This window comes from Microcoleus sp. T3_B1 (assembly GCF_036700445.1).
Taxonomy (GTDB): domain Bacteria; phylum Cyanobacteriota; class Cyanobacteriia; order Cyanobacteriales; family Microcoleaceae; genus Microcoleus.
In genome coordinates this window covers 1-16,729 of sequence record NZ_JAUBOX010000120.1, presented here as the reverse complement: position 1 = coordinate 16,729, position 16,729 = coordinate 1, and the positions used below count along the sequence as shown (strand labels likewise).

5 protein-coding genes are annotated in these 16,729 nt (G+C 45.4%); all 5 read left to right on the top strand.

Going from position 1 to position 16,729, the window contains the following annotated elements; all coding sequences use genetic code 11:
- Positions 1–830: 830 nt before the first annotated feature.
- The 5 genes from QT990_RS33345 to QT990_RS33325 all read left to right on the top strand — a co-directional run bounded on the left by QT990_RS33345 (position 831) and on the right by QT990_RS33325 (position 16,494).
- Positions 831–5,426: a response regulator gene (locus QT990_RS33345; RefSeq protein ID WP_333466274.1), complete on the top strand. Its 4,596-nt coding sequence runs from the start codon at positions 831–833 to the stop codon at positions 5,424–5,426.
- A 395-nt stretch (positions 5,427–5,821) separates the two neighbouring features.
- Complete coding sequence (locus QT990_RS33340; RefSeq protein WP_333466273.1) at positions 5,822–9,241, top strand: helicase-related protein; 3,420 nt, start codon at positions 5,822–5,824, stop codon at positions 9,239–9,241.
- A gap of 210 nt (positions 9,242–9,451) precedes the next feature.
- Positions 9,452–12,367 (top strand): DUF1156 domain-containing protein, encoded by a 2,916-nt coding sequence (locus QT990_RS33335; protein WP_333466272.1) that lies wholly within the window; start codon positions 9,452–9,454, stop codon positions 12,365–12,367.
- Between the two features lie 9 nt (positions 12,368–12,376).
- Positions 12,377–12,976 (top strand): hypothetical protein, encoded by a 600-nt coding sequence (locus QT990_RS33330; protein ID WP_333466271.1) that lies wholly within the window; start codon positions 12,377–12,379, stop codon positions 12,974–12,976.
- A gap of 620 nt (positions 12,977–13,596) precedes the next feature.
- Positions 13,597–16,494, top strand: a complete 2,898-nt coding sequence (locus QT990_RS33325) for a DUF499 domain-containing protein (protein WP_333466270.1) — start codon at positions 13,597–13,599, stop codon at positions 16,492–16,494.
- Positions 16,495–16,729: the final 235 nt, after the last annotated feature.

Here is a 16,729-nt window from a genome sequence, read left to right as displayed (position 1 = left end):
AGGAAAGAAGAAGAAGGAAGGAGCCAGAAGAAGGAAGGAGCCAGAAGAAGTATTTTTACAAATATGAGATGCTCCCATACCAATTCACTATGAAGCTGCATTTAATATAACGCTAAGGATATAGTTCCAACCAGAAAGACATCAGCCTCATTTAGTGTATCTTCATAGTGAATTGGTATTAGCAGTTTTGATTAATTTAAAATAGAAAACTAAAAAACTGATTTTTTTGATTGTTTTATATTTTATTTTCGGATGTAAATGAAAAGTCGCCGGATATTCATGGCATCTGCTATCACAATTTTTGAACGCGGTTCAGGGTTCGACGCTGGATAGGCTTTTGGGCCTATTCCACCACTCCTGCAAGGATTGCTATAAAACGACAAAAATCAAAACAGCTATTGAAATGAGATTTTTTTGGCAGGCAAAACTCGATCGGCCAGTCCGCTCTCTCCTCAATACTTTTTAGGTACAATATATAGTTAGGGTTCTCAACCCAGCACGCCTGTTCTCCCAACCGCCCGCCGCCCTGGCTGCGTTAGTATTAAACGCGAACTGTTTTGAGTTCGATCGGCGGTTAATTTTGAAGATGCCGATCGTCAGGTTATAACTTGTAGGTCATAGGTTGTGCATAATAGGGAACTAAAGCTGTGAAAATACTACACTGACTGTGGGGGGCAAGATACCGGATACCTTGGAAATACCAAGGGCTTTGCTTTCGTCAGCCCAGAAAAGTCCAAACACGCAGGCCCTGCGCGAGCCAATGCTAAACAACCTACGTCTCAAACCTCTCCTGGCTAGTTGCCTAGTAGCACCGTGAGGAGGGCGACGCCATGCAACTCCGAAAAAAAACACTATTAATCATCGGTGCAGCGCTGATCAGCCTGATTGTGGTTCTGTATGCCACTGCATCAACTATTTTGCTGCATGATTTTCACAACCTGGAGGCACAGTACGTCCGCCAGGATGTCGCACGGGCTTTGGACGCATTAGATGATGACTTGTCGAATTTAGACACCAGCGCCCAAGATTACGCCGAGTGGGACGATACTTACTCTTTCGTCGAAACACGGAACGAAAATTTTGTCAAGTCAAATTTCGTCGATTCGACATTTATTTACTTGAGACTAAACTTATTGGTACTGCTGGACTCCAACGGTAAGACGATCTTCAGCAAAGGTTTCGACCTGAAATCGCAAACCGAAATCCCGATTCCCGAAAGCTTAAAACAGCACTTGACCGAGGCGCTACTAGACTCATCGACAGTCGAGGGCGATCGCCGGGCCGCCAAAACAGGCGTCCTCACCCTGCCAGAAGCCAGACTGCTGATTGCCTCCAAGCCCATCTTGAACAGCAACTCCCAAGGCCCGCCGCGGGGGACGCTGATCTTGGGACGCTACCTAGACAGCAGCGAAATCGGTTTGCTTTCAGAACTGACTCACCTGTCAGTGGATTTTAGATTGCCGAGTTTAGATTTTAAAGTGGGAGCCGCGAACTACTCCGGGCACAGCGCCAAGGCGCTGGCTCGATCGAGGCAGGAGTTGGAAAATGTCAAACTCAAAATTTCCAACCTCAAATCAGTAGAAATTTTAGTCGAGCCACTCAGCGACACCTTAGTCGCTGGATACGCCCTGATTCGCGACATCCACGGCAACCTAGCGCTGCTGCTGCGAGTAGAGACAGATCGCATCATCTACGGCCAAGGTCAGGCCACCTTGGAGCTGTTTACCTTATCAATACTGGCAGTAGGTTTAATATTTAGCGCCATCACCCTGCTGTTGCTAGAAAAATTAGTCTTGGCGAGATTGGCTGCCTTGAGCACCAGCGTCAGCAACATCGCAGCCAACGGCGACCCAAGCTTGAGAGTTCCTATGGCCGGAGCAGATGAACTCGCAAGCTTGGCCGACGCCATCAACCGAATGCTAGAAGCATTAGGCAATTCTCAAGTCGAACGTAATGAAAGCGAAGACCGCTATCGGTTGATGGCCGAAAACTCAACCGACATGATCACCAGACACGACCCCAAAGGCGTGTTTGTTTACGTCTCGCCCGCCAGCCGCGCTTTGCTGGGATACGAACCTTCGGAACTCATCGGCCGCGTCCCCAAGGATTATTTTCACCCCGACGATTTAGAAACCATTGCCAAAGCCCACTGGAAAGTCCTGGCACTCCCAGTTACTTACACCGTCAGCTACCGCATCCGCCGCAAAGACGGCAAATACATTTGGTTTGAAACCACCGGCCGCACGATCAGCGATCCCCAAACAGGCGAAGTCCAAGAAATTATCGGCATTTCCCGCGACATCAGCGTGCGGAAGCAAACAGAACAAGAACTGCGAGAAAGCGAAGCTGCAATCAAAGCTTTGTACCAAGTGACTTCGGCTCCGCGTACAGACCCGCTCAACCACCTCTCTACCTTTGATTTGCGCCTCCAAGAACTGCTGGCAATGGGATGTCGGCATTTAGGCCTGTCCGTGGGAATTTTGTCCTGCATTCAAGGCGACAACTATCAAATAATGGCTGTTGAGTGTCCCGACGGGTCGATCGTCAAAGACCAAATCTACGATCTGGAAAAAACTTTCTGCGTCGCTACGGCAATGGCAAAAGAACCGATTTACTTTGAGTCGGTGCGATTTTCGGGTTTTTCCTTTAACAGCGACGATCGAGCTTTCCCCATTGAAGCTTACATGGGCATTCCCGTCACGGTGGCCGGCAAAGTTTACGGCACTCTGTGCTTCTTTTCTCCGACTCCTGTGACAGAACCGTTTCGAGCTGTAGACAGAGAGTTGATGAAACTGATGGCTCAGTGGGTGGGAAGCGAACTCGAACGCCAGCAAACAGACGTAGATTTGGCAAAAGCTCGCGATCAAGCACTGGCGGCTACTAGAGCCAAAAGCGAATTTTTAGCCACCATGAGCCACGAAATTCGCACTCCTATGAATGGAGTCATTGGCATGACCGGTTTGCTGCTGGATACGCCCTTAACTCGCGAACAGCGCGATTTTGTAGAAACTATCCGCAGCAGCGGCGATGCCTTGCTGACGCTGATCAACGATATTCTAGATTTCTCGAAAATAGAGTCGGGCAAATTGGACTTGGAGGAACATCCGTTTGACCTCCGCACTTGCATTGAGGAATCTCTAGACTTGGTAGCTGCTAAGGCGGCAGAAAAAAAACTGGAAGTGGGTTACTTGATCGATCGTACAGTACCCGCAACGGCGATCGGCGATAGCACCCGCTTGAGGCAAATTTTAATCAATTTGCTCAGTAATGCGGTTAAATTTACCGACGCTGGAGAAGTGGTGGTTTCGGTGACTGCCAAAAAGATTTCAGTGCCGGCGGCTAAGGCTAAAGAACCGCCATTAATTGCTGGCGAACCGATAGCAATTAATCCAGCATACGAAATACATTTTGCGGTCAAAGATACCGGTATCGGCATTCCGAGCGATCGCATGGATCGGCTATTTAAATCTTTCAGCCAGGTTGATTCTTCAACGAGCCGGCAGTACGGCGGTACCGGATTGGGTTTGGCAATTAGCAAGCGTTTGGCCGAAATGATGGGCGGCCGGATGTGGGTGGAAAGTATGGGTAGTGTCGCGGGCAATCCTCCTGCCCATTTTAGATCGTCGGCAGTTATTGATTTGGGATGGGCAGAATCTTGCGAAATTGCCGAAAAATATGGCTATGCCAAATCTGTACTCAGCAACCAGCCGATCGCCCAAAATACGAAATCCGTGGGCTCTACTTTTTATTTTAGTACGATCGTTTCTGGCTGCAAGAATTCCTTACCACTTAACTTGAGCAATTCTCAACCTGAATTAGCTGGCAAGCGAGTCTTAATTGTCGATGACAATGCTACCAACCGCAGAATTTTGACTCTCCAAGCTCAGTCTTGGGGAATGGTGGCTAGGGCTTCAGCTTCGGCTCGTTTGGCTTTAGATTGGCTGGCTGCTAAAGAGATGTTTGACTTGGCAGTTTTGGATATGCAAATGCCGGAAATGGACGGGTTAGCTTTAGCGTCGCAAATTCGTCGGTATCCTGATTGCGAAAAGTTGCCGTTAGTGATGCTAACTTCGATCGGCAGGCAAGAAATTAACCCCCCTTCTATGGAGATGGATTTTGCTGCTTTTTTGAATAAACCCATCAAACAATCTCAGCTTTACAATGTTTTAATCAATATTTTTGGAGAACAGACAACTGAATTTAAAGGGCAGCGCACTACCGGGTCTTTCTTGCAAACCATACCCGTGCTGGCAGAGGACTTACCCCTGCGGATTCTGTTGGCTGACGATCATTTGGTGAATCAGAAGGTGGCTTTGCAAATTTTACAGCGGATGGGGTATCGCGCGGATGTGGCGGGAAACGGTATCGAAGTGCTCGAAGCTTTGCGCCGCCAGCCTTACGATGTGGTGCTGATGGATGTGCAAATGCCGGAAATGGACGGACTGGAAACTACCCGCCGCATCCGGGAGCAATTTTCAGCAGATTTAACTTTAGAAAATCCCACGGGAGAATCAGAACTTTCCGCAACTGATGAGGAATCTAATAATGGAAAATCCCGAATCGAAAATCAAAAATCGACTGAGGAATCTAACAATCGAAAATCGAAAATCGAAAATCAAAAATCGACTGAGGAATCTAACAATCGAAAATCGAAAATCGAAAATCGAAAATCGACTGAGGAATCTAACAATCGAAAATCGAAAATCGAAAATCGAAAATCGACAAGGCCTTGGATTGTGGCGATGACGGCAAATGCGATGCAGGGCGATCGCGAAGAGTGTATGGCTGCGGGGATGGACGACTATTTGAGTAAGCCGATCGCCATCGATCAGTTGGTGCGAGCTTTGATCGCGTGTAAATCTCGATCGAACTCCGCATTCGATCGTTTGCAGCCGATTGTTTGTTTGGATGCCCCGGCGGAACAGATCGAAGGAACGAGTGAATTAGAAGTGCGATCGAATGTGGCTGTTGCGGGAAATCCACAACAGACAATTCCCAATTCGCCCGGAGTCGTCGAGTGGGGTGCATCAAATCTCGATCGGGCTTTGTCACATACCCACGATTCCCTAAGTCCCAAGATTATAGAGGGACTGCGAGAAGTGGAAGCTTTGGACGAGGCGATCGAGATTTACCTCGAAACAGCTCCCGAACTGCTGCGAGGCATCTCTATGGCTCTGTGCAACGCCGATCCGCTGGCTTTGCGGCGATCGGCTCACTCTTTGAAGTCGATTAGCGGTACTCTCGGTGCTTTTCGCTTGTTTGAACTGTGCGAGGAACTCGAAATCATGGGCCGCATCGGCACAAATGCTAACCAGTCTTTACCCGATCCGGCCTGCACGCTTTTAGAAGAGGTTGAGGCGGAGTATCAAAGAGTTGAAACGGCGTTAAAAATAGAAATGCAGTACAGCGAAACAATGACAGAATAATTAACAACTGATAACTAACTATTGTTCGTGGGTGGGGGAGGGTTTTTGATATGGTTGGTTTTAGACAGTAGACCTCTTGCAAAAATAGCTGGAACGGGATCTCCGGCCCGTCCCACAAAAAGTTTTTTCTCTTGTGGGATGGGCCGGAGATCCCGTCCGAAAATTTGCTTAGGATCGTGGATTAAATAACTTCGTAGGTTGGGTTGAGGAACGAAACCCAACAATCAAGCGTGGCGTTGGGTTTCGTTCCTCAACCCAACCTACAAAAAATGCAACTTATTTAATTCTCATTCCTTACAAGGACTTTTGCAAAAAGTCTATTGAGACGCGCTATATCTGCAACTTTTAATAATTGGTATAAAATCTCAAGTCTCAAATCTCAAATCCTATAACCTATGCTAGACCAACTCATCGGCAAACGCATTTCCATCCCCGAACAGTTCACCGGAACAGTCACCGTCGAAAGAGTCACCGCCATCGATGATACCGTGCTGTTACAAGTTCGCACCAGTGCCGGCGAATTGGGCGATGCCATGCTGAGTGCTGCCGAAGTCACAGAAATTTTAGCGAACCAACAACCCACCATCACCACACCCGTTGACAGCAATTCCTTCTTCCTATTTATCGAATCAGCCCGCATCAAAACCGCCTTCGCCTACGACCCCCACTTCGCAGTTAGTCTCAGCGGTGTGCGTCCCCTTCCCCATCAACTAGAAGCCGTCTACGAACGCATATTACCTCAAGTTCGCCTGCGATTCCTATTAGCAGATGACCCAGGGGCAGGCAAAACTATTATGGCGGGACTCTTACTCAAAGAACTCAAATTACGGGGCATTATTGAACGCATTTTAATCTTAGCACCAGCCCCTTTAACAATTCAATGGCAAGATGAACTCCGCAGCAAATTTTCCGAAACCTTTGAAGTAATTAACTCAGTATTAGTAAAAGGTCAATTAGCAGGAAATCCGTGGGATAGGTTTCGTCAATGTATCGCCTCTATTGATTTTGCCAAACGCGATGACATCCTCCCCAGTATTTTACAAGTTGATTGGGATTTAGTGATTATTGACGAAGCACACAAATGTTCAGCTCGCACTCAGGGGGAAGATTTGCGACGCACTGGTCGGTATAAACTGGCTGAAGAATTATCAAAAATTAGCGATCGCCTGCTTCTCCTCACCGCTACTCCCCACCAAGGCGATGTCGATCAGTTTCACAACTTTCTGCGATTGCTAGATGCTGACCAATTTATTTCAAATCAACTCAATCCAGAAATTTTAAAGCTGAACAATTGCCCTTGGTTCCTGCGCCGAATCAAAGAAGAATTGAGAGACTTTGAAGGACACAAGCTTTTCAAAGAACGCTTTCCGATTACCGTCTCCTTTGACTTGTCGCCTGCTGAAAAAGATTTATATGACCGAGTTACTAAATATATTAACAAATATTTGGGCAAAACCAAAGGTCGCAAGCAAGCTGCCGTTGCTTTGGCGCGGACTGTTTTGCAGCGCCGATTGGCTAGCAGTTTAAATGCAATTTTTAGTTCCCTCAAAAGACGACAACGCAGGTTTGCTGAGTTATTAGAAGAACTCAGTCAACTTTCTCCAGAAGCACAGCACCAGCGATTGCTAACATTAGGCAAAATTCCTGACTCTGAACAGGAAAGTGAGGATTGCGAAGAGGAGCAATTAGAGGAATTAGCCATCGAGTCAACAGTATCTGAACAGTTAGACCAACTGCGGGAAGAATTGCAGGAATTGGGTAAATTAGTTAAACTAGCTCAAAAAACCATTGACATCGGCACAGAAGCTAAACTCAATAAACTCAAAGAGTGCGTAAAAAGAGCAGAATTTGAAGAATTAAAAGACGGACGCGGTAAGCTGCTGATTTTCACAGAACACCGAGATACTTTAGAGTATCTTAAACAGAATCTCACACAGTGGGGTTACAGCACTTGTGAAATTCACGGTGGGATGAATGTGTTGGCCAGAAAAGCCGCCCAGAAAGATTTTCAATTTAATAAGCAGATTTGTTTGGCAACAGAAGCGGCCGGGGAAGGGATAAATTTACAGTTTTGTCGCTTGATGATTAACTATGATTTACCCTGGAATCCTAACCGTTTAGAGCAGCGCATGGGGCGAATTCACCGCATTGGCCAAAGCCAAAATGTTTATATTTTTAACTTTGTTGCCATCAATACTGTTGAAGGTCGCGTTTTAGATAAGTTGCTAAGTAAACTCGAAGAAATTCGCAAAGCAATGGGCGATCGCGTTTTTGATGTTATTGGTCAATTGCTGCAACTAAATGACATGAGATTTGAGGATTTTTTGCGAGAAGCTACTTACAGCAAAGTTTCCGAAGATGAAGTTTTAGAACAATTAGAACGGCTTGACCCCAAACGCCTAGAAGAATTAGAAAAAGCAACGGGTGTCGCCTTGGCTACTTCTCACGTCGATCTATCTCAAATTCGACACACCAAAACTCAAGATTATGTCTCGGAAGAACAGCGGTTAATGCCGCGTTATGTGGAAGAATTCTTTAAGCGAATTTGTGATTTCTTGCGGATTAATTTAGAAGTGCGGGCTGATGGTTTGTGGCGGGTAAGTTATGTGAAAGAGGAATTTCGCTCAAATCATTTAGAAGCAGTGCGGCGGTTGGGTACACCGGAGAAAAGTTATCCCAAACTCACGTTTTATAAAGAACAATTAGCAGCCGCGTCTCATCAAGATGCCGATTTGCTTTCACCCGGACATCCTCTATTTGCGGCAATTGCTGAACGCTTAGACCTTCAATTAAATGAGGAAATAGCTCATCATTGTGCTGTTTTTGTCGATGCTGATGCTCAAGAATCTTATCGCGTTCACTTTTTTAATGTTCAGGTTGAAGGGCAAGGCAAAAAGGGAGAGAATCGAGTTCTTAGAGCTAAATTGTGTGCGGTTGTTGAAAAGGCTTCAGGGGAATTATCCCTAGCTTCGCCAGACTGTTTGCATGATTTAGCACCCCATCCTGTACCAATTCCTGATTGCCAATTTCCCACACCAAAACAACAGCAACAAGCCGAAAACTGGTTGAAAGTCAAGGTACAACTAGGGTTAATGAATGAGGAACGATTGCGCTGTACTAAAGAATTACAAATTCGCCAAGATTACTTAGAACAAGCGATGGAAAATACTATTAGAGAAGCCCAATCTACTCAGATGAAATTGGCGGCAAAAGTGGCGGCGGGAGATGAAACTTATCGGGTGGCGAGAGATGCGGCTCAAAATAAGGTGCGGGATTTGCAAGAACGTTATAAAAATAAGCAGGGAGAATTGGATTATCTCAAAATAGTGCGATCGGGCAGAGTGGCTTATTTGGGAACCGCTTTGGTGTATCCTGTACCTGTAGAGGTCTCTAGTCCGGGGATGCGGAACGACCCAGAAGTCGAAGCATTTGCCATGCAGTACGTGATTGACTACGAAAAACAGCGGGGATGGGAACCGGAAGATATTAGTAAAAATCACGATGGTAGTGGGTTTGATATTCGCAGTTTAGGGCCTACAAATCCAGAAACTGGAATTGCCGAGGTGCGTCGAATTGAGGTGAAAGGAAGGGCTAATTTGTATCAAGAAGTAGCCTTAACGGTAAATGAGTGGCGCAAAGCACAACAGTTAAAAGATTCTTATTGGTTGTATGTTGTTTGGGGTTGCGAGATTGAAAATCCGCAGTTATTAATTATTCAAAATCCTGCTAATAATTTAGCGACGGATGCTAAAGAAATTAAGCAAGTTACTCGGTATATTATTTCTGCTGAAGCGTTGCAGAAAAATAGTGTATAATATGAGGTGGCTTTGTATAGCAACCGCCAAGGCGATTAGTGCAGTAGGGGCGGGTTCGCCCGAATCTGTGACACTCATCGACAAATGAGAAAAACCCGCCCCCACCCCACGACTATATTCAAAATCGTCCTAACCATCCGGGCGATTGCTATACCTGACAATGACTGATAGTTTCGTCATTCTTACACGAAAAAAAAAGACTACCCAACCATGACAAATGACCGCCGCTTAATTGAAGACTTTATCCCTATCAAAGAAATCTCGGTAGAAGCTGCACGGGAGAAGTCGATTCGCAAAGGTCACATTTCCACCCTACATTTATGGTGGGCGAGACGGCCTTTAGTCGCAGCAAGAGCGGCGGTTTTTGCATCCCTAATAGCGGCACCAGAAACACCACAGAAGCGCACAGCATTGAAACAAGCAATGATTGATTTGTGTAAATGGGAAGCTGGACAACCTACTATTGATAAAGCGAGAAAGCAAATCCTAGAAGCGCAAAAACTTCGCCTGAATTTACCGCCAGAAACACCTTTAAATCAAGTGCCGCCACCAAAGGTTTTAGATATGTTTTCTGGCGGCGGGGCTATTCCGTTAGAAGCGTTGCGTTTGGGGTGCGAAACCTACGCAGTTGAACTCAATCCGGTGGCTCATATTATTGAGCTTTGTACGCTAGTTTATCCCCAAAAGTACGGCAGCAAATTAGCCGATGAGGTGGAAAAATGGGGCAATTGGGTGATTGAAAAGGTGCGGGCAGAAATTGGTGACTTATACCCTGATATTAAGGTGGGGGAAATTGTGCCGCAGGAATCTGAGCAATTAGAGTTATTTGCACCAAAAGTTAAGCAGTTAACTCTCGGACAAAATATTACTCCTGTTGCATATTTATGGACGCGAACGGTTAAATGTCCTAACCCTGGTTGTGGCGCTGATGTTCCTTTGGTGCGGCAAACTTGGCTTTGCAAGAAGTCTAAAAAGTATGTTGCACTTAAGGTGATTCCTAATCACGACACAAAGCGGGTGGAGTTTGAAGTTGTCGAGTCTGCAACGGAAAAAGGGTTAGGTTTTGACCCGGCGGCGGGTAGTTCGCGGGGTACTTCGACTTGTCGTCATTGCGGGACAACATCTAAGACAGATTATATTAAAGAACAGGGAAAAGCTGGCAAGATTGGGCAGCAATTGATGTCTCTTGTCTGTACAACTTCGGGAGAACAAGGTAAAACTTATTTAGCGGGAAGTTCATATAATTACTATATTCCTAATGAGGCTGAATTAAAGAATCGCTTAGAAAATATTTGTGCTGAAACAGGGTTAACTATTCCTAATGAACCTTTACCTGATTATGGGGTTCTCGGTTTCCGAGTACAACCCTATGGCTTATTGAAATGGTCAGATTTATTTACCTCCCGTCAATTGCTGTCGCTGATGACGTTTGTTAAGTGGGTGAGGTTGGCGCATCAGGATATGGTGTCTCAGGGGTATGAGGAGGAATTTGGGAAAGCCGTTGCAACTTATCTCAGTCTTGGGGTTACAAAAGTTGCTAATAGAGGATGTAGTTTAGGAGTTTGGGATACAACTCGTGAAACTGCACAAAGTTCTGTAGCTAATGGGCGCTTACCTATGTGTTGGGATTTTTCTGAATCAAACCCAATTGGTTCGGGTTCTGGTAACTATTCTGACGGTTTAGACTGGACTATTCAAAACGTGCGAAAATTGGCAGAAATTAGTAATGTAGCAATTGCTAAAAGACAACCTTGCCAAAAAATAGATTTATCCGATTCTAGCTTAGATGCAGTTATTACTGATCCTCCTTATTTTGATGCTGTTCCCTATTCTGATTTATCAGACTATTTTTATGTATGGCTAAAACGCAGTATTGGACATCTTTTCCCCGAACATTTTTCTAGTCAACTTACCCCCAAAAAAAACGAAGCCATTATGGAACCTTCACGACATGGGGGAGACAAGAAAAAAGCAGCCCAAGCTTATGAAGACTTGATGCACAAAGCATTTTGTGAAGCCAGCAGAGTGCTAAAACCAGGGGGCATGATGGTTGTAGTTTATGCCCACAAAACTACCGCCGGTTGGTCAACATTAATTGATTCTCTCAGGCGGGCTAAATTTACCATTACTGAAGCATGGCCGCTTGATACTGAACAGCAAGGAGGATTGCGCGGTCTTAGGGCCTCTCTCGCTTCCAGTATCTTTTTAGTTGCCAGAAAACGGGAAAAACCCCACCCTAATCTTCCCCTTACTAAGGTGAGGGAACAAGAATTATCTAACTTCCCCCCTTACCAAGGGGGAACTGAAGGGGGTACAGGCGACTACGCCACAGAAGTCCGCCCATTGCTATCAGAAATCGTGCGCGACAGAGTAAAAACCCTAATGTCAGAAGGAGTTACCGGCGCAGACTTAGTAATAGCTTGCATCGGTGCCGGACTCCGCGCCTACACCCAATTTGACCGCGTAGAACTCCCCAACGGAGACGAATTAGATGCCAGTTCTTTCCTAGATGAAGTACAAAAAGAAGTAGCTGAAACCATCTTGGGCACAGTTTTAGGATGCGACCACAAAGGAGTCTCAGCCGTCGATAAACCCACCCAATATTACATTCTGGGGCGCTACGAATACGGCGAAGCCATTGTCGAATTTGACGAAGCCAACACCCTAGCGCGAGGTATAGGTGTCGAATTAGACGGCGCTAGCGGTTTAACTGACGGCAAACTCGCCCTAGTCAAAAAAACCAAAAATCAAATCCAACTAAAAGACTATCAAGAACGCGGCGCATTAGAAGACTTAGGCATTCAAAAAACCGAAAAACAGCAAACCTTCAACGTCAAACCCCAAGCCATAGGCAACGCCCCTAGCTTAATTGACATCCTGCACCGCTTGCTGTGGCTATCAGAAAATAGACCACAAGGCATCTATGAATTTTTGAGTTTAGCACAGCCAGACACCACCCAATTGCAGTTAGTAGCCCAAGCCTTAGCGGGTCGTGCTTTAACACCAGAGGCAGGAGGAATGGAAGGCCACACTACGAACCGTACCAAGGAACAGCAAACAATAGACACCTTACTAGCATCTTGGAAGCGACTTATAGAAGAAAACTTATTTACTAAAGGGAGTTAATTTTTAACCATGTCTTACAGTGAATTTAGTTTAGATAAAGCCGTCAAAACCTTTAAGTTAATAACATCAGAACGACTTAACTTATTCGCCGAAACCCCTGAGATAGAATGCAGCAACATTTTAACCCAAACCCTGCAATATAACGTACCTTTAGCCCTAGCAATGAATACAGAAAAAGCCCGTTCTGAATTAATTATTGCTCCAATTTTACTAGAATTGAGGAGACAACTGCAAGATAAAATTAGTTTATTCTCAGGAACCGAGTTTAATATTGCCCCCGAATTAGGTTTAAATGGAATTTGCGATTTTCTGATTAGCAAAGACCCCGAATTACTGTTTATTCGTTCGCCCGTTGTAGCCCTAGTAGAAGCCAAGAAAGAAAATATTAATAGCGGTTTGGGGCAGTGTGTAGCCGAAATGGTAGCCGCAAAACTATTTAATGAACAAGAAGGCAATAATATCGGCACTATTTATGGGGTTGTCACTTCGGGCAATATTTGGAAATTTCTTAAGTTAGAAGCACAAGTTATCAGTATTGATGCGGTTGAATATTATCTGCAAAACCTTCCTAAAATTCTCGGTATTTTAGTAAGTTTTCTTCCCGATTAAAGCTCAAGAAACCGGGTTTTTCACTTTAATTGAGGGTTGTTGGCTAGTATTTGGGTTAGGACTTACGCAATTATCCCAGGTATGGGGGCAACCGGGCGTGGGTTTTGCCCCTACAAAACACTATATATTGAGGCTGTGCGTAAGTCCTGTGGGTAAAAAAACCCGGTTTCTGGCTACCATAATGCAATACGGTTCAGTTAACGGTTTGTATCGCCCGGAGATCCCCCTAAATCCCCCTTAAGAAGGGGGACTTTGAGGAATTTCTTGTCCCCCCCTTTGTAGGGGCGGTGCGACCCTAGCCAAGGGCGGGCACGGGGGCACCGCCCCTACAAGGGGGGATAGGGCTTAAATGAACTGTATTAATACCAATTTAATGTGAAGTTGCACATATCTCGATCCCCCTAAATCCCCCTTAAGAAGGGGAGTAGGGGTTGACTTTGAGGAATTTCTTGTCCCCCCCTTTGTAGGGGCGGTGCCCCCGTGCCCGCCCTCTTTAGGGGGATCAGATTCTATGCAGCCTCATAAAAAATTGGTATAACCCATAATGACAATGCCGCCTCGCGATGACAACATCTCCCTTTCTGCCAATAATAAAATAATACAAACTCTTACCAAAAATTATGAACACCGCCTACCAAATCAAACCTTGGACACAAGTTGTTACTCCCCACGCCGATATTTTAGAAGGAAAACTAGATAACGCCACCTACGCGGCCAGCTTAAGTTCAGTTGTCCGCAATTCCCCAAACTGCCCCAAAGTTTACCGCGATGCCCGTGATTTTTTTAATGCTACTTATCTGACAGCAGAATTGAGAAAATTATTAGAAAGTGTTGTCAAAGGATTGTGTGGAGAAGCCGGCGACAGAGTTTTACAATTGCGTACACCCTTCGGCGGCGGTAAAACCCACGCTTTACTGTGTCTATATCACCTTGTCCAACACCGAAGCCAACTGCAAGGAATTCCACAATTAGACACATTACCCAACCCAGGCGAAGTTAATGTGATTACCTTAATTGGTTTAGATATTGATATCACGGGCATTCCTATTGAAAACGGCCCAACTGTTCTCACACCTTGGGGCTATTTAGCGTGGAAAATTGGCGGTTATGAGGCTTATGCCCTGGTGGAAACAGAAGATAAACAACGCATTGCTCCTGGTAATGACAAGCTGCGTCAAATCTTTGGTGACAAAACTGTTTTGCTGCTAATGGATGAGGTGATTGTCTATGTCGAAGGCGCAATGGCTTTAACGGTAGGGGAATCAAATTTTGGTCGGCAAATCCTCACTTTTATTCAGAAGCTTACTGAAGTTGTCCGCGAATTGCCCCGCGCAGTTTTAGTTTATTCTCTACAAGCTAGCGTGCAAGAAGCTTTCGGGAATGAAGGGGTATTAAACACTTTAGATAAATTAGTCAGTCGCATTGATGCGAAAAAAGAACCTGTGACTGGCGATGAAGTAATGCGCGTCATTCAACGCCGCTTATTTGCTGATGTGGGCGACCCAGCTATCATTAAAGAAGTGGCGCGACAACAAGCTGAATTATACCGCAAATTCCGGGAAAGTTACGCAGAAACTAATCGGGAAAAACAGCAAATACAGCAACAAGTAGAATTACTAGCAGAACGTATTGAAATTAGCTATCCTTTCCACCCGGATTTACTTGATTTAATGTATCATCGCTGGGGAAGTTTACCGAGTTACCAGCGCACGCGCGGCGCACTACAATTTCTGGCTTCTACTGTTTACGGTTTGCGAGAGGGAAATGATAGTTCTTGGCTAATTACTCCCGCTAATATTCCGTTCCATAATGAAGCCACCCGCAGCGCTTTCTTTACCCAAGTCGGAGAAAGGGAAGCTTACAGTTCTGTCTTGAATGCTGACTTAATTGGTCGTAAAGCTAAGGTCAAAATAGTAGATAATCGCATTGGTCAAGATTCCCCTGCTTTGGCACTGTTAAAAGTAGGAAGTCGGCTCACTTCTGCTATTTTAATGTATTCTTTTGGTGCCAGAGGTGGAGAAGACCGAGGCATTTTGGAGCAAGATGTTATCGCGGCTTGTCTCGCCCCTGGATTGGAGCGCACAACAATCACGGCGACGCTAAGTGACTTGCGAGAACAGTTGCTTTATTTGCACTATGTCGGTAAACGCTATCGCTTTGAAACTAAAGCTAATCTGAATAAGTTAGTGGCGGATGAGGAAAGCAATATTAGTGGGGAAGAAGTGTTAGAACGCATCCGTACAGATTTGAGCAAGGCTTTACAAAATCCTCGCGGCAAAGTCGTGTTGTGGCCGAAAGATTCTGCGGCAATTCCTGATAATGTTTCTCAGTTTAGTGTTGTCTATCTTGACCCAAGCTGGGCGGAAAAAAGCCAGGAATTAATATTAGCTGATGCCTTGACATGGCTGGAAAATCGTGGTAATGATAAACGGGATTACAAAAATGCTTTGGCGTTTGTGATTCCGAAGGTGGTGCAGATGGAGAAGGCGCGAAAGGGGGCGCGGACAGCGTTGGCGATTTCTTCTCTGCTAGAACAGAAGAAAAAATACAAGTTCACTGCGGGAGATACGGAGGAATTGACTAGCAAAGGTCAGGAATCTGCGAATGAAATCAGCGCGGCAATTCGCCGTCTCTATGAAGATATCCTGCTACCGGTGCCTGACACAACTAGCAATGCTCCTCTGCGCTTGGAAATGATTGATTTGCAGTCTCAGCTTAATACGAGTCAAAACCTGCAAGACCGGGTATTGGATGCTCTGAAAAATTATGTTTTTGATTCAATAACGCCTACTAAGTTAGTGCGGCTTTCGGGTTTGGAAAATTCGGAAACTGAATTTATCAAGGGTGAGGAATTGGTGGGTTACTTTTTCCGATTCCCCAATTTTCCGAAGTTGTTGGGTGTTGATCCGATTAAGAAAGCTATTCTGGAGGCGATCGCCAATGGCGTTTTGGGTTATGTCCCGCGCTTGACTATCAATGCCGATCGCCCTCCGAATGTAGAAAATCCTGCCCTCATCAGCTTTGCTAAGGGAATTCCGGCCGATGAGTTAGATTTGTCCGGCTATTTGTTGTCTCCTAGCTTGGTAATGAAGCTGCGGGCGATCGTACCAGCAGACGAAAATCAGCAAATTCTGGTTTCTGACTCGGAAAATGATAGCAATACCAGCAGTGGCGATGTTTGGGGTGAAGTCAGCCGCACAACCAAAGCGGCAGGGGAAGATAAAAAAACCGTTGAATATAAGTCGGAAACGAGCAGCATCATGCGTTCTGTTTTGGTTGACATAGTAGACGGGAAACAAAAAGCCCACCACTACACTTTGAACGCGATTACTAACAAATCTAAACTTTTTCAGTTGTTTGAAGTGCTGCAAACACTATCTGACAAAGCAGATAATATGTCAATTAAAATTGACATTAAGGCAGACACAGTTAAGGAATTTGACCCAACTTGGCTCAGGAATGCGATCGAAGAACCTCTCGACGAAATGGACATTAAGGCATCTACACGGTTGGAGTAACAGCTTCAGGGTGTAAGCTGTTGGGCAAATAAACATTGCATATTCGGGCGCTGCTGGGAGCAACGCCCCACTGATTGTTTGATTGATTTTTGACACACAATGTTTATTGCCCGCAACAGCTTATAGGGTTAATCCAAGTTTAGTTCCTATTCTCAGTCGTTGGGTGGGGGCGGGTTTATTATATTGTTGGTTTCTGACATAAATGGTTGGTGAACCCGCCCCTACGGTAATTTGG